Consider the following 26,587-nt stretch of genomic DNA (forward strand, 5'->3'; position numbering starts at 1 on the left):
GGGGGGGGTAGTGGAGGGGCGGCGGCGGTCAGCCAGCGAGCCGCTCGCCCGTGGTGGCGAGCGCCTGGAAGGTGCTCATGCTCCGGATCTGGTCGAGCGAGATGCGGACGAACATGGTGCCGGCCTTGAAGTCGGGGAGCGGCGCCGGCGCCTGGCCGGCGGCCAGCTGCACGGTGGCGTAGGGCAGGTTCTGGCCGGCGCCGGCGGCGAGGTAGACCCAGGCCGGGAAGCGCGGGTTGACCTCGATGAGGAAGTACCTCCCCTCCGGGGTCCGCATCACCTCGACCTCGCAGGGGCCGCGCCAGCGGGTGGCGGCCATGAACTTGCGGGTCATCTCGATGAGGTGGGGGTCGTTGACCGCGACGCCGGCCCAGCCCTTGCCCTTGTCGGTGAGGGACATCTTCTTCATGGGCACCGCGCCCACCAGGCCGCCCAGGCCGTCGCCCACCGCCACCACGTCGTACTCCTCGCCGGCGTGGAACTTCTGGGCGATCACCGGGAGGCCCCACTTCGCCACCGTGGCGTGGAAGGAGCCGAGCGCCTCGTCGAGCGAGGCGACGTGGTGGGCGCCGTAGAAGATCCCCTTGAGCATGAACGGGTAGCTGACCCGCTCGTGGACGGTGTGGAGCTCGCGGACGTCGGAGAGCACCTGCGAGGCCGGCACCTCGATGCCGGCCTTCGCGCCGAGCTCGGCCAGCCGGACCTTGGAGCGCAGCTCGAACTGCTCGCGGGTGGGCAGGTACATGCTGATGCCGAGCGCCCGCAGCTCCTCCTCGAGGGCGATGAAGGAGGGCAGCTCCGAGTCGAGCGTGGGGATGATGACGTCGAGGTGGAACCTGGAGTGGACGTAGCGGATCCGCTCGCGGAGCGCGTCGATGCCCTGGCTCGGGTAGGGGATGAGGAAGGCGCCGGCCAGGCCGAGCTCCTCGCTGTAGAGGCCGGGGTCGAGGGTGTCGTAGGCCAGGCCGATGAGCCGCCCCGAGAAGCGGGGCTCGTGGCGGATGGAGCGGAGGACGGCGACGCCGGGGCCGGGGTTGTCGGTGGCGTTGAGCCCTGTGACGGCGATGGTGAGGTCGTGCCTGGACATGGGGGCGCTCCGGTGAGGGGTGGCTAGGGGCGCTCTTCGGCGGGGAGCAGCCCGCTCTCGCGGAGCTGCTCCAGGAACTCGCGGACGTCGCGGAGCGGGTCGTCGCCGGGCCCGGTCTGGTAGCCAGCCTCGAGGGCCTGGCGGATGGCCGGCTCGGTGAGCCCGCCCCGCAGCCGCTCGAGGATGAACCGGCCCGTCTGGTTCAGGCTGAAGGTGAGCCCCGTGTAGGGGTCGAAGAGGAAGCCACTCTCGCTGACGGCGAGGTCCTTGAGGCGCTGCGTCCGGTCGGTCACGGTGGTTCACCTTTGGTCGGAGGCGGCGCCTGCGCGCCTTCCCCGACGCTGAGGAGGATGGAGCCCGGTAGGTCTCGGAGGCGGCCAGACCGTTAGTCACGGGTGCCGATGGCCAGCGGCTAACGCTCGAGCGGGGTGCCGGACCTGACTGCCACCGATGGCGAACTCATCCGCGACCACCTGCCCTGGACTGCAGCCCATCCCATTTGGGGCCTGGGCTAACACCTGGCGCAGGCCCGGGCTCTCCTCTCACGCGGTGACCTCGGAGCCCTCCGACAGCGACCTGGTGGTGCGGGCACGGCGCGGCGACGCGACGGCCATGGAGGCGCTCGCCCACCGCTACCTCCGGGCCAGCTACGCCGTGGCGCTCTCGGTCCTCCGCCACCCGGCCGACGCGGAGGACGCCTCGCAGGAGGCCCTCCTCACGGCGCTGCGCAGCCTCGACCAGTGCCGCGACCCCGCCCGCTTTGCGGCGTGGCTGTTCCAGAGCGTCCGCCACCGGGCGCTCAAGCAGGTCTCCCACCGCCGGCTCCGCGTCCGGCACGCCGACGAGGCCGAGCGCGGCGCGGTGGTGGAGGCCGACGCCGAGCGGGTGGTGCTGCGGCAGCGGCTCCTCTCCGCCCTGGAGCGGCTCTCACCGACCCAGCGCGAGGTGGTGCTGCTCCACGACCTGGAGGGCTGGACCCACCCGGAGATCGCCGTCGCGCTCGAGCTCTCCGAGGTGATGTCGCGCCAGCACCTCTTCGTCGCCCGCCGCGCCATGCGCGAGGACCTCGCCAACCCGTCCACGGAGGACGCCGACCATGGATGACCAGCCCCTCGACCTCTCGGCGCTCGACCGCCACGGCGATCCGCAGCGCTACCGGCGGCAGGTGGCCGCCCTCGCCGCCGCGGCGCTGAGGCCCGCGCCGCACCCCTTCCTCCAGGAGTTCACCCGCTGGAGCCGGGGCGCGGTGGCCGTGGCCGCCATCCTGGCGCTGGTCACCTGGCTGCCGGTCTGGTCCTCGGATAGCCCCCCCCAGGCCACCGCCTCCAGCGCGGTGGACCCGGTCCTCCAGGTGGCCGCCTGGGCGCAGGCCGGCGCCATCCCGACCGACGCCAACCTGCTCGCCCTGTCCGGAGCTCCCGATGCCCGCTGACGCCACCACCCGCAAGCTCCGCCTCTGGACCGGCCTCGCCGTCGTCGCCATCTTCCTCGCCGGCGCGGCCACCGGCGCTGGGGCCGTCCACCTGTTCCGGCCTGGTGGACCGTTCGGGCCACCCGGCCACGGTGCCGGGCTCTTCCCGCCCGCTGGCGCCCCACTCCCTCCGGGGCTCCGGGAGCTCGAGCTCACGGCCGAGCAGGAGAAGACCGCCCGGGCGCTGATGGACAGGTTCCGCCCCGAGATGGAGGCCGTCCTCAAGGAGACCTTCCCCAGGTTCGAGGCCATCCGTCACCGCTACGAGGCGGAGCTTCGCCCGTCGCTCACCGAGACGCAGGCGAGGAAGCTGGACGCCCACCGGCCCGGGCCGGCTCCGGGGCAGGGCGGGCCGCCGGCGGGCGCTCCACCCCGTTGATCGAGGGCAGCCCGCTCACGGCCTCAGCCGGCCTGGCATCTCGTACGGCACCGTGCCCCCGCCAGGCCTACGACGGTGTGCGTGCGCTCACCGGCCCCCACCCGGCCGCCAGGTGAAGGTGAGACCGAACCAGGGCGCACCAGGGTCGGCCATCGCGCTGAGGGCACCGCCGCGCCCGTCCTTCACCAGCAGCCTCCGCAGTGCGAGGCCCCGTCCCAGCGAGGCCCCGTCCCAGAGAAGTTGTCGTGGCGCACCCGGCACGCCCGCGTACACCGAACGTATCGTGCGCCGGGAGGCCACCGACCAACCGGGGCGCGGCTCCTCAGGCCACCATGCGGCGGCGAAGCGGGTCCTCGCTCGACCGATTCCCGTTGGAGCCTCCGCCGTTGGCGGGGCTGCGCCAGCACCACCAGGCGAGGCGCAGCGGCGCTTCGCCTCATGATGCTGTGCAGGTCCGGAACCTGGACCGTCAGGCGCTCGATGCGCAGGCCACCCCGCACCACTGGCGCATCCCGTAGGTCCCGTCCGGGAAGACCACCTCCCGCGCGCCGGCCTTGAAGGAGCTCCAGGCCTCTCGGTACTCCGCCAGGAAGGCCTTGAGCCGCCCGATGGCCTCCAGGCGCTTCCACTTGTCCCGGCTGGCCACGCGCGGCTTCAGTCCCCGCCGCGGCTCGCCGGGCGCCGGCCTCGCGAACGGGCTCTGGGCGAGCACCTTTCGCGCCCCCCATGAACGACCGTCCCGCCTCGGCCAGCTCACGGGCGGCGCGGTCCTCACGCTCGGTGAGCGCAACGGCGAGGCGTCGCCGCAGCGCCTCGACCGATCCGAGTCCCTTCGGGCAGACCAGCTTGAGCGGCGCGGTCCTGGGCGCTGGTCCTTCCTTGCGGAAGTAGTGGTCGGGGCGCCTCACCTCTCGCGCACCGGCCCCGACCGTCGAGGGCGCCGACCACAGCCCGGGCCACTCCGCCCCTCGCCGCACCAGGCCGGCCGCCACGGGGTTCGCCAGCACGTAGGCCATCTTGTCGAGCACGTCCTCGGCGGACTGCAGCGCCACGGCGCTGTAGGACCCGGGCGCCCAGAAGGACTCCCACCGCCCGAGCGCCGCGTTGAGCGCCCGCGCCACCGTGGAGCCCAGGTCCCGCTGGAACTCCGGCAGCAGGCCGCGCGGGTCGGTGAGGACGCAGTGCCAGTGGTTCGAGAGGACCACGTAGGCGTGGAGCAGGATCCCGTACTCCTTCGCCTTGGCGGCGAGGACGTACTCGAACACCGCGTTCACCAGCGGCGACGGCCGGAGCAGGAGCATCCGGCCGAAGCAGCGTCGCGAGATGAGGTAGGTGACGCCGGGCAGCACTTGTCGCGGTGCGGTCATGTACCTTCGGCATCGCACGGAGCGTACCGGAGGCCAGCCCGAGTGGTTCAGATGGGTTGGAGCGATGGCTGGCGCTTGCTGGTCCGCGCCGCGGACCAGAGGGTCCGCGGAAACGTCTCTGGGACGGGGCCTCCAGCGAGATGAGGTAGGTGACGCCGGGCAGCACTTGTCGCGGTGCGGTCATGTACCTTCGGCATCGCACGGAGCGTACCGGAGGCCAGCCCGAGTGGTTCAGATGGGTTGGAGCGATGGCTGGCGCTTGCTGGTCCGCGCCGCGGACCAGAGGGTCCGCGGAAACGTCTCTGGGACGGGGCCTCCGCGGAAACGTCTCTGGGACGGGGCCTCCGCGGAAACGTCTCTGGGACGGGGCCTCCCGGCGACGGCCGGAGCAGGAGCATCCGGCCGAAGCAGCGTCGCGAGATGAGGTAGGTGACGCCGGGCAGCACTTGTCGCGGTGCGGTCATGTACCTTCGGCATCGCACGGAGCGTACCGGAGGCCAGCCCGAGTGGTTCAGATGGGTTGGAGCGATGGCTGGCGCTTGCTGGTCCGCGCCGCGGACCAGAGGGTCCGCGGAAACGTCTCTGGGACGGGGCCTCCGGGCCTCCGCGGAAACGTCTCTGGGACGGGGCCTCCGCGGGACGGGGCCTCCTCGGGCTCGGCCTGGCGCTGCAGCTGAACGCCGGGCTCCGGCCGGCCTCCTACCCCTTGATGGCGTACCGATAGACGCAGTCGCTCACCAGCGTGAACGACGGGTCGGTCCCCCCGGCGGGCGGCGCCACGCCGGGTCGCGCCAGGAAGAGCCCCTGCTCCTTCGGGAAGAAGCCACCCGTCCTCACGAAGACGCCGTTCCGGTCGATCCAGAGGTTGGAGGGTTTGAGCCCGAGCTCCTCGGCGAGGGACCGCGCCAGCAGGAGGTCGTCGCCCGCCTGCGTGGCGGCGCGCACCAGGGCGCAGGCCCTGGCGGCGTCGAGCTCCGGGGCCTGCCTGGTGCAGCCGGAAGAGGCGGCGGAGACTGCGAACAGCAGGGCGAACGTCAGGCAGCGCCGCACCTGCGCCAGCGACACCAGCAGAACGCCGGGCCGATCGGGGGCGCCAATCCGGCCGCGTGCCCTGGAGGCGGTCCGGCGCCGTGCGGTCCCCGCGAGCTCACCGCAGGCTTTCAGCGAGGTCGGCATGACGTCGCCAGTGAAGCATGAGTCCCGGCGGCCTGCGAATCCCGGCCGCGCGGACGAGTCGCCCCCGGTGGCCGCGCCCGTCAGGGGCGGCAACCCAGCGCCACGCAGAGCGCCCGCGCCTCGCCGAGCAGGGGCAGGTCCGGATCGGCCCTCCTCCAGTGCCTGAGCAGCCGCTCGACCTTGCCGCGGGCCTGGTCGAGCTCGCCGAGCCGCTGGTGGGCCGCGGCCGACCAGTAGAGGGCCCGGGGCCACCCCCAGCTGCGCCAGGCGAAGTAGAACTCGAACCACTGATCGGGGTACCTGAAGGCCTCGGCCGCCGCGAGGACGCAGCGGGCGTCGCCGAGCGCGTGGCAGGTCTCGGCGAGCGCGTAGGCCGCCGGGAGGCGATCCAGCCCCAGCGGATCCGCCAACCGGCGCTCCAGGATCACCCTGGCGCCCGCCAGGTCCCCTTGGTCCGCGAGCGCGGCCGCCTCGATCAGCTGCCCGGGCCAGCGCTCGTCGCCTCCCGACTCCCTCTCCACGCTCGGATCCGAGGCGTGGGCAGCGGCGAGGACGCCGGCGAAGGAGTGATCGATCTGGTGCGTGGAGGCGCGCAGCTTCCGGACGGCGTCGGCGAGCTCCGGGGTCCGCCCTCGCGCGGCCAGGAGGTTGATGTGGAAGGCGACGGTGAGCTTCTCCCCCTGATCCGCCTGGCGCGCGAGCCGCTCAGCCTCTCGCTGGCGCCCCTGCGCGGCCGCCAGGAAGGCGTCCTCCCAGGTCGGCGCCCTGCCCGGGGATCTCCCGCGACCGGCCACGGCCGCGGCCGCCGCCAGGTCCTCCCGGAGCAGTTCCACCCAGAACTCCGACTGGCGCCAGACGTTCCCGGTCGAGAGCTGCTCGTCAGGGCAGCGGCGGGCCGCGGCGAGCGCCGCCTGGAGATCGTGCCGGGCCACCTCCACCTCGACGAGGGAGCAGGTGGCCGCCTGCCCCGGGAACTCCACCTCCCAGCGGCGCACGAAGTCGGTCGCCTCGTCCAGGCGGCCGAGCCGGCTCAGCAAGATGACCAGGCTCCTGCGGATCCTCCGCGAGCCGGGGTCCAGCTGCAGCGCGCGGCGGTAGAAGTCGAGGCCGCGGGCCGGGTCGCCTCCGTTGAGCTCGACGTTCCCGGCCCAGAGCAGCAGGTGCTTGTCCTCCGGATAGCGCTCCAGCGCCTGGTCGTAGAGGGCCCTGGCCTCCGGGCGCCGCGCGTAGACCCGCGCCCGCCAGGCCCGCACCAGCAGCGCCTCCTTGGCGGGCAGCCGGTCGGCCGCCGCTGCGGCGGCGTCGGCGTGGACATGGAAGTCGGCGGCCGGGGCCGCCAGGAACCACTGGCACCGCGAGATGCCGTAGTGGGCGAGCGAGAAGGTGGGGTCGGCGGAGAGGGCCTGCTGGAACTCCGGGAGCGCCGCAGAGATCTTCAGCTCGTCGTAGAGCTGCTCCCCCAGGAAGTAGTGCTGATACGCCTCCAGGGAGGCGGTGACCGACCCCGCCACGGGGGCAGGCGCGGCCTCGCTCCGGCCACCGGGCTCCCGCAGTTCTACGCGGGTGCGTTCGGCCAGCCGGTCGATGATCGGCAGCAGCCCCGCCTTGGAGCCCGCCGTCTCGCGGGCGGAGAAGCGGGTGCGATCGAGGGAAGGGTCGAGGGCGCGCAGCTCCACCACGTACTGGTCGCCCAGCCGCCGCACCGACGGGAGGAGCAGGGCGGCCACCCCCTCGCGCCGGGCCACCTCGAGCGCCAGGCCTTCGTCGATGAGCGATACCCGGCCCTTGCCCGCCTGCTTGAGCACGTCGAGCATCCGGCCGCGGGTCACCACCCGGAGCCCGCGCGACTGCTCGAGCGAGGTGATGAGCAGGCCGGAGAGTGCATCGAACTCCCGGTCGCCGGTGGGGTTGGCGAAGTCGGCCACCGCTACCGCCACCCGGCCGTCGCTGGTCGGCGCAGGGCGCCGGGCCAGGAGCAGCCCCCCGGCGGCCAGGAGCCCCAGGAGCGCGCCGCCGGCCACCAGCCCAGCCACCCGCCAGCGTGGGTGGCGCCGGGTGCGGACCGGCGCCGCCTCCGCCTCGGCGCCGGCGCGCTCCAGCGCCGCCGTGGTGGCGGCGAGCACCTCGAGGAGCGCTCCCGCGTCGCGTGGCCGCCTCACCGGATCCTTCTCGAGCATCCGGGCCACCAGCGCCCCGAGCGCCGGCGCGCCCGGGACCACCAGCGCCGGGGCCGGCCGGCTCCCGATCGTGCCCTTCTCGTCGGCGAACGGGAGCGTCCCGGCCATGAGCTGGTAGGCCATCACCCCGAGCGCGAAGACGTCGGTCCGCTCGTCCTCCGGCGCCTCCCGCCACTGCTCCGGGGCCATGTAGGCCGGCGTCCCGCCCGACAGCCGCCGCAGCCCGAAGGCGTGGGCCAGGCCGAAGTCGAGCACCTTCACCCGGCCGTCGTCGCACAGGAAGACGTTGGCCGGCTTGAGGTCGCGGTGGACCACGCCCTCCCGGTGGGCGTGGGCCGTCCCGCGGGTGACGTCGCGCAGGATCCGGAGCGCCTCGGCGCGGGGGAGCGGCCCCGCCGTCAGCCGCTCCGCCAGCGTCCTGCCGTGCAGCAGCTCGAACACCAGGTAAGGGCCGTGCGCGCTCTTCCCCACGTCGTAGAGCGCCGCCAGGTTGTCGTGGGAGAGCCGCGCCGCCGCCTCGGCCTCCCGCAGCAGGGTCTGCTCGCGCTGGTCCGCCTGCTCGCCGGGCCGGACCAGCTTGAAGGCCACCGAGCGGCCGAGCTGTCGGTCGCGCGCCTCCCAGACCACGCCGAAGCCGCCGATGCCCAGCTTCCTCAGGAGCTCGAAGCGCCCGATGATCGTCCCCGCCGGCGGCTCCGCGGGAGCCTCCCGGGGCGCGCGGACCAGCTCCGCCAGCAGCGCGGAGAGCGCACCGGGCGCGACCGTCGTCGGCGCTGGCGCCGCGTCGGTCGACTCAGGCCCTGGCTGGTTCTCCGCCGCCATCGGTGCCCCCCAGGCCGCCAAGGGAGACCCATGGTACCTGCAGTCTGTCCTGTCCCGTGGTGGCAGATCGCCACCGTCGGTGCGCGACGTTGTCGCGGGCCGTCCGCATCACCAGGGTGGCGGCGCCGGGATCCCACCCCAAACGGGGGACCGCGCCCGGCGGGGCGGTCGGGCTCCACGCCCGCCGCACCCGGGCTACCGCGCCAGCACCCCGGCGGCGATCAGGAGCGCGATCACCACGCCCATCAGGCTCTCGCCGGCGATCAGGCCGGAGGCGATGGGCGTGACGTAGCGCTCGGCCGAGGGGCGCCACCAGCGACGCCAGCCCCATGCCAGGGCGGCGCCCAGGAACATGGCGAAGGCGTTGCTGCCCGGGATCACCATCGCGATCCCGAGCCCGGCGGGCGAGGGGACGAAGGGCAGCAGCCGCCTCGGCGCCAGCTTCTCGGCCGCCGCCAGCGCGATGCCCAGCAGGAGCCCCGCCGCGATGGCCGAGCGGGCCAGCCCCCCGAGGCCGCCCACCCCGCCGGCGAAGGCCTGCGAGACGCCGGCCCAGACCAGGCAGGACGGGGCCGGCCAGGCCTCCGACCCGAGCGCCGCCGGGTCGGAGCCGATGATCAGGAAGTAGGCCGGCACCACGATGGCCGCGCCCGCCACCACGCCGAAGAGCTGGGCGTAGAACTGCACCCGCGGGCTGGCGCCGAGCAGCCAGCCGGTCTTCAAGGTGGTGAGGAGGTCGGCGGCGTGCAGGCCGATGCCGCCGGTCACGTTGGCGCTCATGATGTTGCCCGAGAGGTTGCCGGGCGTCATGACGCCGTAGAGGAGCTGGGTGACCGGTCCGAGCGCCTTGGTGGGGGTCACGTCGGTCTCGCCGGTGACCCGGGCCGCGACGAAGCCCATCACCACCGCCAGCGGCACGGCGATGATCCCGGCCCACCAGGGGATCTGGAAGAGCCAGGTCATCAGCACCACCACCACCGGCCCGAGCACCACGAAGCCGGCCGGGAACCACCAGCCGGGGCACTCGACGGCGTCGATCGGCTCGACCGGGGTGGCGGCGCCCCGCCGGGAGAAGAGGGCGGTCAGCCCGGAGAGCGAGCGGGTCACGCTGCGCCAGTCGAGGGCGAAGGAGGTGAGCCCGGCCCCGACCAGCACCGCGGCGCCCGGCCAGACCGTCCAGCCGACGATCGCCTTGTAGCTCACCGTGGTGAGGACCCCGGCCGCCACCAAGGCGGGCGCCAGCACCCCGTAGGTGAGCACCCCGCCGAGCAGCACCGACCAGCCGGTGCGGAAGCTCATGAGCGCGCCGGCGCCGACCAGCACCACCTCGGTCTTCAGGACGAAGGTCCAGTCCTTGAGCGCCCGCCCGGCCAGGGTGACCGGCAGGGCGAAGGCCTCGGGCAGGTTCCAGGGCATCCAGGCGACCTTGCCGGAGCGGAGCCAGGTCATGGCCGCGGCCGCCAGGGCCGCCAGGCCGAGCGCGCCGGCCTGGCGCGAGCCATCCCCAGCCACGCCGGCCGCCCCCTCGGCCGCGTGGATGGCCCGCAGGGTCTCGGCGGTGGCGGTGCCGGTGGGGAAGGGCAGCGCCTCGCGGTTGATGAGCTGGCGCTTGATGGGGATGGCGGTGAAGACCCCCAGCGCCGCGATGGCGGCGAACCAGCCGACCATGGGCCCCCAGTCCGGGCGGATGGTGGTGACCATCATGAGCGCCCCGAAGGCGGCCATGTTGCCGCCGCCGGTCATGTAGCCGGCCCCGGAGCTGACGGTGGTGAGGGCGTTGTTCTCCAGCGCCGTGAGCGGCCGCTTCACCAGCCCGACCGCCTCCAGGCCCCGGAAGAGGGCGAAGGCCAGCAGGGCGGCGGTGATGGTCACGCCCATCGACCAGCCGGTCTTGAAGAAGACGTAGAGGTTGGAGAGGCACATCACCCCGCCGAGGAGCATCCCGACCAGCACCGCCCGGACGGTGAGCTGGGTGGCGTGGGGCTGGTAGGTCCGGTCGAGCCAGGCCTGCTCGGGGTCGAGGGTCGGCTCGGGGTGCAGCGGCGCGCTCGGCTGGTCCATGTCCCCTCGGCGGTGGCGGCGGGTCGAGGGAGCCTACCTCGGGCGCGGCCCGGTCCGGTCCGGCGCGGCCACACCGCCGCTCCCGACCTTCATGCTCGGCGCCGACGACGGCGCCACCGGCTCCGAGCCGTTCCTCATCGACGGTACGCCGGCCGGCTCCCGGCTGGTGAGGGACATCAACCAGCTCAGCTCCTCCAGCCCGCGGCCAGACGCCAGCGGGAGAGCAACGCACCTGGCCGTGCTCGGAGGCGTGACCTCCTTCTCCGCCACCGACGCCCCGGCCGCCCGGTCTCAGGGCGCCGCGGCCCGGATCAGCGCCGGGATGCCGCTTCGAAGGTTGGCCTCGGCGCCCAGGCGCCGCTCCTCCGCGCTGGCGTGGTCGCGGTCCCAGGCCAGCAGGCGCGGCGACATCAGCCGGTGCCAGAGCGGCGGCACGAGCGCCACCACGATGGTCGTGAGGTAGCCGTTCAGCATCTGGGGCGCCCCGGGCAGCGGCCGCAGCGCCTGGTAGGGCACCTCGCCCTGCGCGTGGTGGTGCGAGTGGCGCGTCAGGTTGAAGAGGGTCCAGGAGCTGAGGCGCCGGTTGGTGTTCCAGGAGTGGCGCGGCTTCACGGGCTCGGCGGGCGCCCGCACCATGCCGTAGTGCTCCATGTAGTTCACGATCTCCAGCAGCGCCTTGCCCCACAGGGCGCTCGCGGTGAAGAAGGCCGCGGCGCGCCACCCGCCCAGGGCGAAGGCGCCCGCCAGCAGGGCCAGGCTCATGAGCGCCCCGCGCAGCACGGCGTTGTGCCGCGACCAGGCCGAGCGGCGCCGCCGGCGCAGCCGCTCCACCTCGATGCGCCAGGCGCTGGCGTTCCCCCTCCAGGTCGAGGCGAGCACGTGGTGGTAGACGCTCCTTCCGCGCGGGGCGGTGGCCGGGTCCAGGCTGGTGGAGACGTAGCGGTGGTGGCCGTAGACGTGCTCGATGGCGAAGGTGGTGTCGAAGCTGAAGGCGAGGAGCCAGCGCCCCACCAGCATGGAGACGGGGTCCCAGGTCCGATGGGTCAGCTCGTGGGCCGGGATGGTCCCCACCATGCCGATCATGAGCCCGGTCAGGATCCAGGCCGAGACCCGGTGGCCGGCGCCGGCCGCGGCGCGGGCCGCCAGCAGGTCGTGGCCGGTGGGGCCGGACAGCCACGCCCCGAGGCCGAGCGGATCGCCCGGGCTCACGCCCCAGAGCGCGGCGAGCACCACCAGCGACAGCAGCGGCAGGGCCAGCCAGAGCTGGACCGTGAGGAGCCAGGCGTGGCGGTAGGACGGCGTGGTGGTGTCGTCACCGCAGACGGCGTCGCCCAGCAGGTAGAAGGCCAGGATGGCCAGCAGCCCGGCGGTGGTCCACCAGCCGCCGGCGAGGAGGGACGCCACGGCGAGGAGCCCGACGGCGTGGAAGCCGAAGAACTTGAGGTACTGGAGCGGCCCGGCCGGGCTCCGCGCCCCGAGGGCCTGCGCCCGCGCGGCGCCTGCGCCGCGGCGAGCGGCCAGCGGCGCCTGGTCGAGCGCCACCGTGACGTCGCCGAGCGGCACGCTCTGGCAGGCCAGGATGGTGCCGCGCTCGAGCTCCTCGGCCGTGAGCAGGTAGGCGGTCTCGGTCAGCTCGCGCACCCGCCCCTCGAGGAGCCGGCAGCGGCAGGTGCCGCAGCCGCCGACCCGGCAGCTCGAGGGGAAGGGGACCCCGTGGCGCTCCGCCGCCTGCAGCACCGTCTCCCGCGGGCGGACCTCGAAGGTCCGATCGCCGAGCCGGACGCTGATGGGCCGTGCCGCCATGGACCTCCTCCGCAGGGGACGGGCGCCATGATGGCACGGGCGAGGCGCCCCACGACATGGTCGCTGCGGCAGCCAGTGTGCTCACGGTGGTCCTGCCCCCGGGGTGGCGCCGGAGCACCTCGCCGGGCCAGCCGGGGCCGCCCGTCCTTCGCGACCGTGGTGGTCTGGGCGCGGCACCAGCCGCGCCTCCAGCGTCTCCCGGACGGGCTCCTCAAGGTGGTCGGCTCCCTCCTCGCGCCCAGGAGCAGGGCAGTCAGTCTCCTGAGTTCGAGGCGAGGTCGCCTTCAGCGCCAAGCGGCAGTTCGAGGAGCCGCTCGCACGCCCGGCGCCCGACGACTCGCCTGGTGGCGCTGGGGCATGCCTCCGAGGGGGCGCCGCCCGCTACCTGTCCATGATGAAGCCGAAGCCGCTGCCGGCGCCGGAGAAGAGGTCGAGCACCTGGGTCGTGCCGAGCGCGGTGCCGTCGCTCCTCCAGAGCTCGTAGCCCGAGAGGCCGTCCGTGGCCTGCAGGTACATCCAGTCACCGATCACGAGGAGATCGTCGACCCCGTAGCCCTCGCCCGCGTTGAGGTCCGTGACCATGGCCGTGCCGGCCGCGCTGCCGTCGGTCTTCCAGAGCTCGTAGCTGTGGGTGGCGTCGGAGGCCACGAAGTAGAGCGCGCCGCCCCTGGCCCGGAGCTGGTAGGGGTCGCCGTTCCCCGGGCCCGGGTTGAGATCCTTCACCAGCGTCGTGCCCACGGCGGTGCCGTCGCTCCTCCAGAGCTCCTGGCCGTGTTCCGCGTCGGTGCCCTGGAAGTAGACGAAGCCACCCAGGGCCGTGAAGCCCCAGGGGTCGCCGTCCGCGAGGCCGGGGTTGAGATCCTGCAGCAGGCCGGTCGCCCCGGTGGTGCCGTCGCTCCACCAGAGCTCATAGCCGTGGACGCCGTCGTCGGCGCTGAAGAAGAGCGCGTTGCCCACCACCGTGAGATTCCACGGGCGGCTGCTGGCGCCGGCCGCGGAGACGTTGACGTCCTTGACCAGCGCGGTGCCGGCGGCGGTGCCGTCGCTCTTCCACAGCTCATAGCCGTGGACCTCGTCGATGGCCGAGAAGAGGAGGTTGCCGCCCATGACCACCAGGCCACGGGGGTTGGCGCCGGCCAGGCCAGGGGCGATCTCCTTCACCAGCACGGTGCCCGCCGCGGTGCCGTCGCTCTTCCAGAGCTCCTCGTTGCCGATGCCGCTGTCGTCGGCGGTGAAGTAGAGCGTGCTGCCGATGGCGGTGAACTGGCCGGGATTGCCGCTGTACACGCCCCCGGCGAACTCCTTCAGCAGCACCGTGCCGGCCGCCGTCCCATCGCTCCGCCAGAGCTCCCGGCCATGCACGCCGTCGTCGGCGCTGAAGTAGAGCGCCCCGCCCAGGGCGAACAGCGGGCCCGGCGAGCTGCCGAACACGCCGGGGCGGATGTCCTTCAGCAGCACCGTGCCGGCCGCCGTGCCGTCGCTCCGCCAGAGCTCCCGGCCAAGCAGGCCGTCGTCCGCGGAGAAGTAGCGGATGGCGCCGATCTTCGAGGCGGCGCTCGCGTTCGAGCCGGCGCTGATCCGGCAGATGTCGGCCACCATGGTGGTGCCGGCCGCGGAGCCGTCGCTGGTCCAGAGCTCCGCACCCTGGCCGCCGTCGGCCGAGAAGCGGAGCGTCGTGCCGCCGACCACGGTGAGGTAGGCAGGGGCACTGCCGTCGGCGCCTTCCCAGACGTCCCGGACCAGCACGGTGCCCGTCGCGGTGCCGTCGCTCCTCCAGAGCTCGACGCCGTGGACGCCGTCGTCGGCGCTGAAGTACACCGCGCTGCCCAGGGCGGTCAGGCCCGAGGGCATGCTGCTGTCCGTGCCCGGGCGAAGGTCCACCACCACCACGGTGCCCGCCTCGGTGCCGTCGCTCCTCCAGAGCTCGGTCCCGTTCACGCCGTCGTAGCCGCTGAAGTAGAGCCTGCCGCCGGCGGCGGCGGCGAAGTGGGACAGGTCGGAGCCAGCCGCGCCGGGGGTGAGGTCCTTGACCAGCGCGGTGCCCGTCGCGGTGCCGTCGCTCCTCCAGAGCTCGATGCCGTGCACGCCGTCGTCGGCGACGAAGGAGAGCGTGTCGTCGACGGCGGTGAGCCCGGCCAGGTAGGTGGTCGTCGGCCCGGGGGTGATGTCCTTCACCAGCACGGTGCCGAACGCCGTGCCGTCGCTCCTCCAGAGCTCGAAGCCGTGCACGTCCTCGTAGGCGCTGAAGTAGAGCGTGGTCCCGACCGCGACCAGGGCGAACGGCTGGGCCGCTGCCGCACCGGGGTTGATGTCCCGGACCAGCATCCCGCCGCTCGAGGGATCGAACTTCCAGAGCTCATGGCCGTGGACGCCGTTGTCGGCGGAGAAGTAGAGCGCGCCGCCGAGGGCGGTGAGGGCGTACGGGAAGGAGCCGGCACCCGCGCCGGAGTTGAGGTCCATCACCATCACCGTACCGGCCGCCGTGCCGTCGCTGCGCCAGAGCTCGACGCCGTGGCCCCCGTCCGCGGCCGAGAAGTAGACGAAGCCGCCGAGCGCGACGAGCGCCCCCTCCGACGGGTCGATGCCGCCGACGCCGGGGGACGTGTCGATGTCGTGGACCATCGCCGTGCCGGCCGCGGTGCCGTCGCTCCTCCAGAGCTCGACGCCGTGGACGCCGTCGTTGGCGATGAAGAAGAGCGTGCCGCCCAGGGCGGTGAGGGAGGAGACGTCGCTCGAGGGGGGGCCGGGGTTGATGTCCTTGACCAGCACCGTCCCGGCCGCCGTGCCGTTGCTCCTCCAGAGCTCCTGGCCGCTGCGGCCATCTGCGGCGGAGAAGTAGGTCACCGCTCCGATCACGGCCAGCTGCCCTGCCCTCCCGGTGGCGTCGGGCCTCGGGTTGGAGGGGCTGCGCTGGTTGATGTCCTTCACCAGCCGGGTGCCGGCCGCCGTGCCATCGGTGAGGAACGGCTCATAGCCGGTGGTGCCGTCGTCGGCGCTGATCATGAAGGTCGGGAGGGGTGGCGTGGGAGGGGGCTCCCCGCCGCCGCCGCCGCCGCAGGCGGTGATCCCGGCGAGTCCAGGCAGGAGGAGGGCACCGGCGAGTCCCAGCGTGCGGTTCATGGGTGGATCCTCTGGGGGGCTGAAGCGCCCCCGTCGACGGGTACGGCCCTTCCAGCGGGAAGGTGAACGGCGCCGAGTGCGCATCCCCCGCTGGCCACGGGGCCCGGGAGGCCGTGCTCCGGGTGGGCACCCATGGGCTGCGCGTGCGCTGCGGCGTTGAGGCGCTCCTCGGTCAAGGCAGGGCGGCCCCGAGCAGGACGCCGTCGGCGTAGTAGTTGCCGGTGGAGGTCTCGAGGTCGAAGACGTCGCCCTGGGCGGCCTCGGCCGGGGCCGGGAGCAGGCCGGCCTCGGTGAAGAGGCCGCCGTCGGCCACCGGGTGGTTCACGGTGACGAGGAGGCCGGGCGCGAGGCGCCGGCCGGGGAGGCTCCCGAGCACGGTCGCCTTCCGGTAGGTGCGGACCACCCGGGCCACCACCCGCCGGCCGTCCCGGTCGCCGAGCACCTCGTCGCCGGGGCGGAGCGTCTCGACCGCCACCAGGCCCTCGGGGGTCTCCACCAGGGAGCCCCGCGCCAGGCACTTGTTGTGGACCAGCAGGCCCGCCGCCAGGTAGCTCGCGGCGGAGGTCTTCAGGTTGTAGACGGTGCCGGCGACCGAGGCGGCGCGCAGGACCGCCACCAGCTCCACCTGGCGCGTCTCGCCGCTCACCGGGTCGACCTCCAGGAGGTGGAGGCCTGGCTCGAGGTCGGCGGCCATCAGGTAGCCGTACTCGGCGGTCCAGATGGGGTGCTCGGGGGTGACCTCGAGCTCGGCGCCGCTGGCGCTGACCAGCCGGTCGAGGGGGTAGGGGCCGTCGCGGTGGACCAGCACCTGCTCGACGAGCGCCGTGAAGGGGCGCGGGAGGTGCGAGGCGGCGGCGGCGATCTCGGCGCCGGGGACCAGGGACTCGATGGGCACCTGGCTGCCGTCGGGGAGGGTCACCGCCGTGCCGGCCGGGACGCAGACGTCGACGTACGGGCAGAGGACCGGATCGAGCTCCTGGGCCTCGGCGTAGCTGAAGGTCCGGCGCGAGGAGAAGTCGCCGTACCCCTTCCACCAGAGGAGCACGTTGGCGGTGCCCCAGATGTTCCAGGCCAGGCCATCGCAGGTGGTCGGACCAGGGCCATGGCGGCAGGCCGCGGCCAGGAAGGCGCCGGCGCCGGTGCAGCCCCAGACGTCGTTGCACTGGTCGTAGCAGTCGTCGTGGTCGATGCAGCCCTGGTGGACGCCGCAGTCGTAGTCGCCCCAGGTGATGCGGAGGCCGGTGTTCAGCCCGTCGGGGCCCAGCTCGCAGGTCTTGTGCTCACCCCGCTGGCAGTTGTTCGGCTCGCAGTCGGCGCCGCACGCGCCGCGGCAGAGCGAGTCACACGCCCCGCGGGACGCGTCGCCCGGGTACGCGGCGACCGCGCAGTTCCGCTGGGCCGTGGCGGGGGCCAGGGAGGCGATGCCGCTCCCCGCCCCCTCGCCGTCGAAGGGGAAGAAGCCGAGCACCACCGGGAGCGGCGCCTCGGCGCTGAGGAGGATGGGACCCGGGCAGCGCGGCAGCGAGGTGGCGGGCGCCGACGCGCCGGCCTGCACGCTACAGCCGGCGCTCCAGAACAGGTCGGCGACGCCGGAGAGGGGGTCGAGGGTGGCGTACTTGAGGCCGAGCTGGAGCGGCACGAGCGCCACCGCCAGCTCCACCGGCAGGAAGCCGGTCTTGCCGTTCACGGCGACCGGCAGCCGCTCCATCAGGAGGAACCGGGCGGCCACCACCGCCTGCCCCGGGGTGAGCGGACCGAGGCCGGAGAAGGCGACTCCATCCACCGTGGTGGTGGCGTGGCCGCCGTCGGTGAGCACGACGGTCACCTTGGGCCCAGGGGCGTAGTCGATCGCCAGCTCGGCGGCGGTGGCGCTGCTGGCGTGGAGCCGGAACGCCGCGAGGCCGGTTGCCCCGTCCACGCCCCAGGGGTTGATCACGTGCCCGGTGACGGCCCCGTCCGGCGCGCGCTCCTTGAAGACCACCCACCCGGAGGACCCCTTCACCTCGGCCTGCCCCGGCAGCCAGGTGTTCGGGCCGCCGCCACCGCCCGGGTCCTCACCTCCCGGCGTGTCGCCGCCACCACCACCGCCACAGGCGACGAGGGCGATGGCGATCAGGAGGGCGACGGCGGTGCGCTGGAGGCTCATCGCCGGATGCTGCATCCACCAGGACTGCGCCGATAGGGCCACTTCCCCGATTCCGGGTGGACCACTCCCAGCCCCGGGCCCGCAGGCCCGACGGAGGAGGGCGGCCCCGAGCCGCCGGGAGGCGGGGAGGCGCGACGGACACCGGTGGCGCGCGGCCTGCTCACGCGAACGGGGCATGCCCCGGATCCCGCGCGGTCTCCTCGGAGGGCAGGGCTCCACCAGCCACTGCGCCCCGCGGAGCACGGGCAGGCGCCGGCGGCCGACTCGACAGACCCTGGCAGGGCAGTCCCAGCAGCGCTGCCAGGGCCGGACGGGTCGGCGCGGCCCCGGTCTGGCCGAGCCGTTCCGGCGGCTCCTCGGTGGCGACCCAGACCGTCGGCCGCCGGACCCTTCTTGGCCAGACCGGTGATCCCCAGGATCCCCGCGATCGTGGCAACCAGGCGCCCCCCGAACCCGAGATGAGATTAGGATGGAGGCGTCGGAGCTCGACCATCCGCTCGAGAGGAGGAGTCTTGCGCAAACTCACGGTCGTGCGTGACGGCGACCCCGCGGCCGGCCTGCAGACCTCGGCCCTCTTCACCCGGCTCTGGGACGAGCTGGCCGATCTGCTCGGCACCGCCGCCACCGCCACCATCCTCCACCGCGCCGCCCGCCGCGCCCTGCCCCTCGCCCAGGAGCTGGGGCAGCTGACCTTCGACCAGGTCGACGACCAGTTCACCTACGCGGTGCCGCCCTCCTTCCACCGGACCAGGGGGCCGTCGGTGGCACTGCGGGCGCTGGCCGGCGAGCTCCAGCCGCTGCTCCAGGAGTCGATCGGGCCGATCGCGCAGCGCCACCTCGCCCGGGTCCCGGAGCTGCAGCACTGGGTGGCCCTCGCCTCCTAGCGCCACCGCGGGCCCGCGCTCGCAGACAGGAACCCGTTGCCGCAGCTCCCACCGCCCCTGGAGCGCCTCCCGACCGGGAGCCCCACCTTCGACCGCATCCTCGGCGGCGGCGTGCCGGCCCGCTCCCTGACCATCGTGGCCGGCGAGCCGGGCTCCGGGAAGACCCTCTTCTCGCTGCAGATGGTCTTCCACCTGGCCCGGCAGGGGCGGAAGTGCCTCTACTTCACGACGCTCTCCGAGCCGTCGCCCAAGCTGCTGCACTACATGCAGCAGTTCTCCTTCTTCGAAGGCGAGGCCATCGGCGAGCGGGTGAGCTTCGTGGACCTGGGCAAGGTGGTGCGCGGGCGCCACCCGGGCGACGTGATCCAGGCCATCACCGCGCGCGTCGAGGCCGAGGAGCCGGCCCTGCTGGTCATCGACAGCTTCAAGGCGCTGCGCGAGCTCGCTGGCGACCCGGCGGCCATCCGCACCTTCGTCTACGACCTGGCGGTCCACCTGTCGGGCTGGGGCGCGGCCGCCCTCTTCGTCGGCGAGTACACGCCGGACGAGGTCGCCACCTTCCCCGAGTTCGCCATCGCCGACGGCATCCTCCGCTTCTCCACCCAGCGCGAGGAGCTGACCGCGGTCCGGGCGGTGGAGGTCCTCAAGCTGCGCGGCGCCGCCTGCGTCACCGGCCGCCACTTCTTCGAGATCGGCGCCGACGGGCTGGCCTTCTTCCCCCGGGTGCGCGCGCCCGACGCCGGCGATCCGGCCGCCGCCGTCCCCGCCGGCGAGCGCGCCCCCACCGGCATCGCCGGGCTCGACGACATGCTCGGCGGCGGCCTGCCCCGCTCCAGCTCGACGGTGGTCATGGGCGCCACCGGCACCGGCAAGACGCTCCTCGGGCTGCACCTCCTCCTCGACGGGGCGCGGCGCGGCGAGCCGGTCGTCCACTTCACCCTCGAGGAGACCCCCGACCAGCTCCGCGGCATCGCCCAGGGCTTCGGCTGGGACCTGGCGGAGCTGGAGCGACGAGGCCTCTTCACCATCTGCTACGTCTCGCCGGTGGAGCTCTCCACCGACGCCTTCCTCCACCTGGCGCGCCAGCAGGTCGAGCGGGTCGGCGCCCGGCGGGCGCTCCTGGACAGCCTCACCAGCCTGGAGCTCGGCGTCACGTCCCCCCGACGCTTCAAGGAGCTGGTCTACGCGCTCACCAAGCACTTCCGCGCGCTGGGCGTCACCCTCGCCCTGAACATGGAGGTGGCCGAGGTGCTCGGGGCAGCCCAGCTCTCCGGGCACGGCGTCTCCTTCGCGGCCGACAACGTCATCCAGCTCAAGTACCTGGAGCAGGACGGCCAGCTCGACCGCGCCATCGCCGTCCTGAAGGCGCGCGGCGTGCGGCACGCCAGCGAGGTGCGGCGCATGGTGGTCGGCGAGGGCGGCGTGGTGGTGGGCGGCGCCTTCCGCGGGCTGCGCGCCGTCCTCAGCGGGCTGCCCACCCCGCTGGTGCCCGGGGGGCCCCTGGTCCTGCCGTCGGTCCCGGAGACGCCCGGCCAGGGGTGACGCCGCCGCGGTCGCCACCCCTCCTCGACCGCGTGGCCTCCGGCACCGGCTTCGATTGGGCGCGCGCCGCGGCGCTGTGGCACGATGCGTCGGAGACTTGGCGAACCCGTCGTCGGGCCGGGGGTGGGTGGGATGAGGGTCGGAGTCGGATTCGTGAACGCGCCGGCCGCGCTCGACGCGGGGCGCCTGGCCGCCGCCGAGGCGATGAGCAGCGGTGGCGTCACGGCGCCGGACCTGGTCCTGGCCTTCTGCGGCGGCTCGCTCGACGCCCAGGCCTTCCACGCCGGGGTCCGCGCCGCCGTCGGCCCGCGGGCGCCCATCCTGGGCGGCTCGGCCATCGGCGTGATCGCCCAGGACCAGCTCGCCTACGCCGGCCATCCGGCGGGGGTCGCCGTGCTGGAGCTGGGGGCGCCGCTCCTGGGCCTGGCGGCCATCGAGGGGCTCGCGGGGGCCGAGCGCGAGACCGGGCGCCGGCTCGGACGGGCGCTGGCCGGGGCCGGCGCGGACGGCTCGCCCGCCCTCCTGCTCTTCTACGACTCGATCCACACGCCGCCGACCGCCTCGGCGCCGCCCGTCATGAACGCCTCCCGGCCGCTGATCGCCGGCCTGGCCGAGGGGCTGCCGGGCTGTCCCATGGTGGTCGGCGCCGGCCTGCTGGGCGACTTCGCCTTCTCCCCGACCTGGCAGTTCGGCGGCGCCTCGGCGGGGCAGCAGCTCGCGGTGGGGGCGCTGCTCCCGCCGTCGGCGCGCACCACCGTGCAGGTGATGCACGGGTGCACGCCCATGGACGGCGTCCCTCACGTGCTCACCCGCGTGACGGGGTGCGTCGTCCACGAGATCGACGGCCGCCCCGCCGCCGCGGTCGTCGACGAGCTCTACGGCTCCGCCGACTGGCGCACCCAGCGGCCGGTCCATCGGCTCACCCTCGGCGTGCGCCACGGCGAGCCCCACCACCGGCCCGGCGAGGACGGCTACGTCAACCGGCTCATCACCGGGGTCATGCCCGACGGCCTGGCGGTGGGGCTCTTCGAGCCGGATCTCGAGGCCGGCGCCGAGGTGTTGTTCATGCTGCGCGATCCTGGGCTCATGCTCGAGTCGGCCCGGGCCGGCAGCGAGGCGGCGGTGGCGCGCATGCGCCGCGAGGGCGGCCGGCCGGAGTTCGCCCTCTACATCGACTGCGCCGGGCGCGCGGCCATCGCCTCCGGGACGGTCACGGAGGAGGCGGCCGAGGTCCAGGCCGTGATGACCCGGGCGGGCATCCCCCTGCTGGGCTTCTACTCCGGCGTGGAGGTGGCCCCGATCCAGGGCGCCAGCCGCGGGCTCGACTGGACCGGCGTCCTGCTCCTGATCGGCGAGCGCGGGCCATGAGCGGCCAGCCGCCCGAACCGCCCGACGCGCTGCAGGCCGCCAGGCGCGAGGCCGAGCACTACCGGCGCATCGCCGAGGAGGCCGGCCGGCTCCGGCTCCGCGAGGGGGAGGCCCTCTCGCTGCTCCTGGCGCGGGCCCAGCGGGCCGAGCGGGAGCTGGAGCAGGTCAGGGACGAGCTGGAGCAGCGGGTGGCGGCGCGCACCGCCGAGCTCTCGGCGGCCAACGCGCACCTGAGCCGGGAGGTCGCCGAGCGCGAGCGAGCCGAGGTCGCGCTGCGGTCCAGCGAGGAGGTGTTCCGCTCCTTCATGAGCAACTTCCCCGGGCTGGCCTACATCAAGGAGGCGGACACCGCGGTGGTCTTCGCCAACGAGGGCTTCCGCACCAGCCTGGGGCTGGACCCGGCGGCGCTGGTGGGCCGCACCAACGCCCAGAGCTTCCCCGAGCCCTTCGCCACCCAGGTGACGCGGGACGACCTCCAGGTCCTGGGCAGCGGCCGCGCGGCGCGCTTCGAGGAGGCCTTCGGCGGGCGGAGCTGGACCAGCTACAAGTTCGTCATCCCGCGGGGGGATGGCGCCGCCCGCCTCGGCGGCTTCACGCTGGACGTGACCGACCTGAAGCGAGGCGAGGAGGAGCGGCGCCAGCTGGAGCGGCAGGTCGAGCAGGCCCAGCGGCTGGAGAGCCTGGGCGTCCTGGCGGGCGGGATCGCCCACGACTTCAACAACCTGCTCACCGCCATCCTGGGCAACGTGATGGTCCTGCGGGCCGAGGCGCCCGAGGAGGTCGCCGCGGAGGCCTGCCTGGCCGACGTCGAGGCCGCCGCCCGGACCGCGGCCAGCCTCTGCCAGCAGATGCTGGCCTACGCCGGCCGGGCGCCCCTGGCGACCGAGCCCATCGACCTCGGGAACCTGGTGCGGGACATGGCCCAGCTCCTCCGCTCCTCGGTGTCGCACCGGCTCGAGCTCACGGTCGAGGCGGCGGCTGGGCTCCCGCTGCTGCGTGGCAGCCCGGCCCGGCTCCAGCAGGTGGTGCTGAACCTGGTCATCAACGCCGCCGAGGCGGTGGGCGAGGGGGCCGGGACCGTCACCGTCCGGGTCGGCGCCGAGTGGGCCGGCCCGGAGCGGCTGCGGCAGGCCCTGCTGGGGGAGGCGCTCCCGGCGGGACGCCACCTGGTGCTGGAGGTGACGGACACCGGCTGCGGGATGGACCAGGAAACCCAGCGCCGCATCTTCGAGCCCTTCTACAGCAGCAAGTTCGCCGGCCGCGGGCTCGGCCTGTCGGCGGTGCTCGGCATCGTCCGCCAGCTCGGCGGCGCCATCGAGGTGGAGAGCGCGCCGGGCCGCGGCTCCCGCTTCCGCGTGCTCGTCCCCGCCGAGCCCGGTGAGGTGGCGCCGGCCCCGGGGGAGGCGGCCGCGCCTGGGCCCGGCCACTGGACCGGCGAAGGGCTGGCCCTGGTGGTGGACGACGAGCCGGCGGTCCGGCGGGCGGCGGGGCGGCTCCTGCGCCTGCTGGGGTTCGAGGTGCTCGAGGCCCCGGGCGGCGCCGAGGGGGTCGAGCTCTACCAGCGGAGCGCTGGCCGGATCCGGCTCGTGCTCCTCGACCTCACCATGCCCCACCTCGACGGCGTGGAGACCTTCCGCCGGCTGCGGACCCTGGACCCCGGCGCGTGCGTGGTGATCGCGAGCGGCCACGCCCAGGAGGAGGTCGCGGCGCGCTTCCGGGAGGAACCGCCGGACGGCATCGTGCAGAAGCCCTATGAGCTCGAGACGCTCCGCAGGCAGCTGCGGGCGGTGCTCGCCCGCCGTCCGGGTCGACCGGCCGCGTCCGGGGACAGGCCCCAGGACGGCGGGTAGGCGACGCGAAGGATCAGCCCTCGGCCAGCCTGGCGAGCACGGCGCGGGCCGTGGTGGAGAGGCCGTCCGGGTCGAGCGCGGCCTCGAGGTGCCGGGCGAGGCGGGCCGCCTCGAAGGCCTCGCGCCGGCCGTCGTCGTCCAGGTCGTGCCACTGCGGCAGGGAGCCGATGCCGCCGTCGGCCCGGCGCGGGCGCCAGGCGCCGGTCGCCGCCTCCACCAGGAGCTGGCGTGTCGTGGGGTCGGTCATGGCCGCTCCTGCGGGAGGTCGATGCCCTTCGAGCGGAGGCAGTCGGCCATGGCCGCCCGCGCCCGCCCGACGTTCTTGAGGAAGGTGTTGAGCTGCATCCGCAGGCCCGCGGCCAGCGTCCGGTCGGGCTCGGCGCCGCCGCCGGTATGGCGGGCCAGGAGCGCGGCGCGCGGCTGGGGCGGGAGGAGGTCGAGGCAGGCCAGGATGAGCCGGCGCAGGAACGGGTCGGGGAGGGCCGGGCCCTCGTCGGCCAGCCGGTCGAGCAGGCGCACGAAGGCCTCCTCGTCGCCGGGAGGCTCCTCGCGGCGCCGCCGCCGCAGGCCGTCGAGCGCGAGGTTGCGGGCGGCCTGGAAGGTGAAGCGCAGGAGCGCGTTGGGGCGGCCGTCGGGCGCGAGGCGCGGCGCGAGCTGCCAGGCGCGCAGCAGCGCCTCCTGGAGCACCGCCTCGACGTCCACCCGGGCCGCGAAGCTGCGCAGGGCGTCCCGCAGCGGCCGCTCGGCGCCGGCGAGCCAGGCCGCGAAGGCGGTCCGGTCGCCGGCGGCGATGGCCGGGAGGTGGAGGTCGAGGTCGTTCACGGCGCGCTGGGCCGAGGCTCGACATCGAGGGCGAGGCCGCTCGCCAGGATGATGCGGAGGACCGCGGGATCGCCCGGCTGCGGCTCGAGCGTCAGGGTGAGCCGCGCCAGCGTGCCGGCGGCCAGGTGGCCGGGGGCGGTGGTGGCGGCGGAGACCACCACGGCCTGCACCAGCCCGAGCGCGGTGAGGAGCCCTGCCACGGCGCCGGCGTCCCAGGCGAGGCCGCCGTCCGGCACCACCACCTCGAAGGTGAGCCGGCGCCCCCGGCGCAGGACGAGCCGGGCGTGGAGCGTGAAGGGGGCAGCGGTGCCCGACGGCGCGGCGGCAGGCGGACGCTCCCGGAACCCGGCCGAAGGCGAGCGGTGGCGAGGGGGCGAATCCCGGAGGACGCTCCGGCTCGGGCCGCGCAGCCCGAGCTCCTCCTCGTCGGCCTCCAGGGGGCGCGTCGTCGGGGAGGGCGCGGCGAACGACAGGCTGGCCAGCGGCGGGTGGACCAACGAAGCCGGCGCGCAGGCCCTGAGCCCCAGCCCCACCACCGACAGCCCGTGCGGCAGCGCCTGCGGCATCACCTCGTGACGGGTCGGGTCGCGCGGGTCCACCGTGACCTCGCCGGAGATCGCCACCCAGGAGGTCAGTCGCGTCGAGATCTGGAACTGGAGGCCGAGCGCCTCGACCTGCCGGTCCACCGCTTTCGCGTCGCTGGCGATGGTTCGCTCGAGCTCGAGCGCCTCCACCTGCTCGCGGGCGTAGAGGGCGGAGAGCGCGCCGGCCCGGGTGGCTGGCTCGGCCGCAGCGACCTGCACCGTCCACGTGAACTCGCCGCCGGCGGTCCGGCCGCGCACGGTGAGCGCCCCGCCGTCTGGGTCGAGCTCCACCGGCAGGAGCGCCGGCGCGCCGGCGAAGAGGTCGGGGGCGTGGGCCACGCCAGCCCGGAGGGCGGGGCCGGAGAGGGTGAGACCGGTCACCACCGGCGCCACGGTGCGAGCCAGCAGCCGCGCCGCCGCCACCTCGGAGGGCTCGTCGAGGCCGATGACCACCTCGACGCCGCGCCCGGCGCGGGCTGCCGGGCCGGTCAGCGAGCGGTTGACCGCGTCGCCCACCGCCACCGCGTGGAGGCGCGAGGCGGGCGGCAGCCGATGGAGGAGCGTCCGCATGATCTCGTCCTCGAAGGAGATCTGCCCGTCGGTCACCAGGATCACCTGGCGCTGGGCGTCCTCGCGGAGCGGCGCCAGCGCCTCGAGGAGCGCCTGGCCCATCTCGGTGCAGCCGCCGGCCCGGAGCCCCGCCAGCCAGGCGAGCGCCTCCTGGCGCGCCCTCGCGGTCGCGGCCCCCGGTCCCCGCTTCCAGCGGCGCGGCGCGTCGGAGAACTCGATGAGCTCCAGCCGGTCCTCGTCGCCGAGCGACTCGACGAGCGCCGCGACCACCTGGCGCGCCATGTCGAGCGGCTGGCCGGACATCGAGCCGGAGGTGTCGAGGAGCACGATGAGATCCCGCGCCACCGCCCGCACCGCCTCGGGGCGCGGCGGGACCAGCGTGAGGAGGCCGAAGGCCCGGCCGGCCAGCCGCGAGCCCGGCGCGGCGAGCGCCGCCTGGAGCGAAGCCCCGACCTGCCTCGCCGCCACCGGCCAGCGGATGGCGACGTCGCGGTCGAGCGGCGCGCCCCCGGCCGCCGCGAGCGCGGCGGTGAGGCCGGCCCCGCCGTGGCCGAGGCGCAGCGCGTGGGTCGGGGAGGAGAGGGTGCCGCCCTCGGCCAGCGGGTCGGCCACCTCCAGCGAGAGGGTGAGCCGCACCGGCACCCCGCCCTCGGCCACCTCCACCTGCAGCCGGTCGGCGTCGGCCACCCGCCCCGGCGCGCCCTGGTAGCGGGGCGCCACGGCGGTGGGGAAGCGCCACTCCCACGCCCCTTCGGGCAGCCAGGCCAGCCGCTGGTCGACCGTGATCTCGGCCACCACCTCGGCGCCTGGCGGCACGTTGCCGAGCTCCTGCGTGAAGACGCTGCCGCGCACCTGCTCGAGGAGGCCGGCCGTCTTCCCCTCCAGGATGGCCTGCTCGAACCGGTCGCGGGCAGCCTTCAGCCGGTCCACCTCGCCCACCACCCGGCGGCCCCCGATCGTGAAGGCGAAGCCGCTCACCGCGCCGTCGTGCGGCAGGGGGAAGAGGTAGGTGACGCGGAGCGGCTCGGCGTGCGGGTTGTGGAAGCGCTGCTGGAGCAGCACGCGGCAGAGGCCGCCGGCGGCGTGGGCGGTCAGGCGGGTGCCGGTGAGCGGCAGGGGGCGGCCGTCGGCGGTGACCAGCCGGCCTCCGGCAGAGGGGTTCGAGGGCGGCGTGGCGAGGACGGCGGCGGCGTGGCTCATGGGTGGCTCCTCCCGAGGTGCAGCGTTCACCCGGTCAACGCCGGGGGGAGCGGTCTGGTGACAGTGCCGGAAAGAGGAGCGGCCAGCCAAGGGCCGATGCGCCCGAGATCATTCACGTTCTTCCATGAGGCCAGGATCGGACGGAGCGGCTGTCTCGT

General features: G+C 74.7%; 18 protein-coding genes and 1 pseudogene. 7 read left to right on the top strand and 12 right to left on the bottom strand.

Features of this window, described 5'->3' with window-relative positions; all coding sequences use genetic code 11:
* Window positions 1-28: 28 nt before the first annotated feature.
* Both IPO09_00540 and IPO09_00545 read right to left on the bottom strand, forming a co-directional pair.
* Window positions 29-1,087, bottom strand: a complete 1,059-nt coding sequence (locus IPO09_00540; GenBank protein MBK9515839.1) for an ATP-grasp domain-containing protein — start codon at window positions 1,085-1,087, stop codon at window positions 29-31.
* Between the two features lie 23 nt (window positions 1,088-1,110).
* Window positions 1,111-1,380: an HPr-rel-A system PqqD family peptide chaperone gene (locus IPO09_00545; GenBank protein ID MBK9515840.1), complete on the bottom strand. Its 270-nt coding sequence runs from the start codon at window positions 1,378-1,380 to the stop codon at window positions 1,111-1,113.
* A 256-nt stretch (window positions 1,381-1,636) separates the two neighbouring features.
* On the opposite strand from IPO09_00545, the gene IPO09_00550 reads away from it, so the two are divergent.
* From IPO09_00550 to IPO09_00560, 3 genes are read left to right on the top strand one after another with little or no spacing between them, the layout of a single operon-like run.
* Complete coding sequence (locus IPO09_00550) at window positions 1,637-2,191, top strand: RNA polymerase sigma factor (GenBank protein ID MBK9515841.1); 555 nt, start codon at window positions 1,637-1,639, stop codon at window positions 2,189-2,191.
* Window positions 2,184-2,519, top strand: coding sequence for a hypothetical protein (locus tag IPO09_00555; protein ID MBK9515842.1), 336 nt, complete (start codon window positions 2,184-2,186; stop codon window positions 2,517-2,519). The genes IPO09_00550 and IPO09_00555 overlap by 8 nt, the downstream gene beginning before the upstream one ends.
* Entirely contained in the window at window positions 2,509-2,937 is a 429-nt protein-coding gene (locus tag IPO09_00560; protein ID MBK9515843.1) for a hypothetical protein, read from the top strand. The genes IPO09_00555 and IPO09_00560 overlap by 11 nt, the downstream gene beginning before the upstream one ends.
* Before the next feature lie 469 nt (window positions 2,938-3,406).
* On the opposite strand, the pseudogene IPO09_00565 reads toward IPO09_00560, so the two are convergent.
* The 7 genes and pseudogenes from IPO09_00565 to IPO09_00595 all read right to left on the bottom strand — a co-directional run bounded on the left by IPO09_00565 (window position 3,407) and on the right by IPO09_00595 (window position 17,609).
* Window positions 3,407-4,304, bottom strand: a pseudogene (locus IPO09_00565) (hypothetical protein).
* A gap of 699 nt (window positions 4,305-5,003) precedes the next feature.
* A complete protein-coding gene (locus IPO09_00570) occupies window positions 5,004-5,369 on the bottom strand; it encodes a hypothetical protein (GenBank protein MBK9515844.1) in 366 nt (121 codons plus the stop codon).
* A 191-nt stretch (window positions 5,370-5,560) separates the two neighbouring features.
* A complete protein-coding gene (locus IPO09_00575; GenBank protein ID MBK9515845.1) occupies window positions 5,561-8,479 on the bottom strand; it encodes a protein kinase in 2,919 nt (972 codons plus the stop codon).
* A 195-nt stretch (window positions 8,480-8,674) separates the two neighbouring features.
* A complete protein-coding gene (locus tag IPO09_00580; GenBank protein MBK9515846.1) occupies window positions 8,675-10,540 on the bottom strand; it encodes an OPT/YSL family transporter in 1,866 nt (621 codons plus the stop codon).
* A 291-nt stretch (window positions 10,541-10,831) separates the two neighbouring features.
* Window positions 10,832-12,343 (bottom strand): fatty acid desaturase, encoded by a 1,512-nt coding sequence (locus IPO09_00585; GenBank protein MBK9515847.1) that lies wholly within the window; start codon window positions 12,341-12,343, stop codon window positions 10,832-10,834.
* A gap of 381 nt (window positions 12,344-12,724) precedes the next feature.
* Window positions 12,725-15,463, bottom strand: a complete 2,739-nt coding sequence (locus tag IPO09_00590; GenBank protein ID MBK9515848.1) for a hypothetical protein — start codon at window positions 15,461-15,463, stop codon at window positions 12,725-12,727.
* 172 nt (window positions 15,464-15,635) lie between these two features.
* Complete coding sequence (locus IPO09_00595) at window positions 15,636-17,609, bottom strand: Hint domain-containing protein (protein MBK9515849.1); 1,974 nt, start codon at window positions 17,607-17,609, stop codon at window positions 15,636-15,638.
* A 512-nt stretch (window positions 17,610-18,121) separates the two neighbouring features.
* On the opposite strand from IPO09_00595, the gene IPO09_00600 reads away from it, so the two are divergent.
* The 4 genes from IPO09_00600 to IPO09_00615 all read left to right on the top strand — a co-directional run bounded on the left by IPO09_00600 (window position 18,122) and on the right by IPO09_00615 (window position 23,253).
* Window positions 18,122-18,493 carry a hypothetical protein gene (locus IPO09_00600; protein MBK9515850.1) on the top strand — a complete coding sequence of 124 codons (372 nt, stop codon included), beginning with the start codon at window positions 18,122-18,124 and terminating at the stop codon, window positions 18,491-18,493.
* Window positions 18,494-18,529: 36 nt separating this feature from the next.
* Window positions 18,530-20,035 (top strand): AAA family ATPase, encoded by a 1,506-nt coding sequence (locus IPO09_00605; GenBank protein ID MBK9515851.1) that lies wholly within the window; start codon window positions 18,530-18,532, stop codon window positions 20,033-20,035.
* 153 nt (window positions 20,036-20,188) lie between these two features.
* Window positions 20,189-21,403: an FIST C-terminal domain-containing protein gene (locus IPO09_00610; protein MBK9515852.1), complete on the top strand. Its 1,215-nt coding sequence runs from the start codon at window positions 20,189-20,191 to the stop codon at window positions 21,401-21,403.
* The gene (locus IPO09_00615) at window positions 21,400-23,253 is read left to right on the top strand and encodes a response regulator (protein ID MBK9515853.1); all 1,854 of its coding nucleotides are present in this window, start codon (window positions 21,400-21,402) and stop codon (window positions 23,251-23,253) included. Before IPO09_00610 ends, IPO09_00615 begins: the two co-directional genes overlap by 4 nt.
* A 13-nt stretch (window positions 23,254-23,266) precedes the next feature.
* On the opposite strand, the gene IPO09_00620 is transcribed toward IPO09_00615, so the two are convergent.
* From IPO09_00620 to IPO09_00630, 3 genes are read right to left on the bottom strand one after another with little or no spacing between them, the layout of a single operon-like run.
* Complete coding sequence (locus tag IPO09_00620; protein ID MBK9515854.1) at window positions 23,267-23,500, bottom strand: hypothetical protein; 234 nt, start codon at window positions 23,498-23,500, stop codon at window positions 23,267-23,269.
* A complete protein-coding gene (locus IPO09_00625; GenBank protein ID MBK9515855.1) occupies window positions 23,497-24,075 on the bottom strand; it encodes a hypothetical protein in 579 nt (192 codons plus the stop codon). Before IPO09_00625 ends, IPO09_00620 begins: the two co-directional genes overlap by 4 nt.
* Complete coding sequence (locus tag IPO09_00630) at window positions 24,072-26,429, bottom strand: VWA domain-containing protein (protein MBK9515856.1); 2,358 nt, start codon at window positions 26,427-26,429, stop codon at window positions 24,072-24,074. The genes IPO09_00625 and IPO09_00630 overlap by 4 nt, the downstream gene beginning before the upstream one ends.
* Window positions 26,430-26,587: the final 158 nt, after the last annotated feature.

The sequence above is a fragment of the Anaeromyxobacter sp. genome (assembly GCA_016718565.1).
In the GTDB taxonomy this organism is placed as follows: Bacteria; Myxococcota; Myxococcia; order Myxococcales; family Anaeromyxobacteraceae; genus JADKCZ01.

What these genes read in the sequence shown, in the direction of transcription:
- IPO09_00540 (MBK9515839.1), bottom strand. Translation starts at nt 1,087, where the DNA reads ATGTCCAGGCACGACCTCACCATCGCCGTCACAGGGCTCAACGCCACC.
- IPO09_00555 (MBK9515842.1), top strand. Translation starts at nt 2,184, where the DNA reads ATGGATGACCAGCCCCTCGACCTCTCGGCGCTCGACCGCCACGGCGAT.
- IPO09_00560 (MBK9515843.1), top strand. Translation starts at nt 2,509, where the DNA reads ATGCCCGCTGACGCCACCACCCGCAAGCTCCGCCTCTGGACCGGCCTC.
- IPO09_00575 (MBK9515845.1), bottom strand. Translation starts at nt 8,479, where the DNA reads ATGGCGGCGGAGAACCAGCCAGGGCCTGAGTCGACCGACGCGGCGCCA.
- IPO09_00580 (MBK9515846.1), bottom strand. Translation starts at nt 10,540, where the DNA reads ATGGACCAGCCGAGCGCGCCGCTGCACCCCGAGCCGACCCTCGACCCC.
- IPO09_00585 (MBK9515847.1), bottom strand. Translation starts at nt 12,343, where the DNA reads ATGGCGGCACGGCCCATCAGCGTCCGGCTCGGCGATCGGACCTTCGAG.
- IPO09_00590 (MBK9515848.1), bottom strand. Translation starts at nt 15,463, where the DNA reads ATGAACCGCACGCTGGGACTCGCCGGTGCCCTCCTCCTGCCTGGACTC.
- IPO09_00595 (MBK9515849.1), bottom strand. Translation starts at nt 17,609, where the DNA reads ATGAGCCTCCAGCGCACCGCCGTCGCCCTCCTGATCGCCATCGCCCTC.
- IPO09_00615 (MBK9515853.1), top strand. Translation starts at nt 21,400, where the DNA reads ATGAGCGGCCAGCCGCCCGAACCGCCCGACGCGCTGCAGGCCGCCAGG.
- IPO09_00620 (MBK9515854.1), bottom strand. Translation starts at nt 23,500, where the DNA reads ATGACCGACCCCACGACACGCCAGCTCCTGGTGGAGGCGGCGACCGGC.
- IPO09_00630 (MBK9515856.1), bottom strand. Translation starts at nt 26,429, where the DNA reads ATGAGCCACGCCGCCGCCGTCCTCGCCACGCCGCCCTCGAACCCCTCT.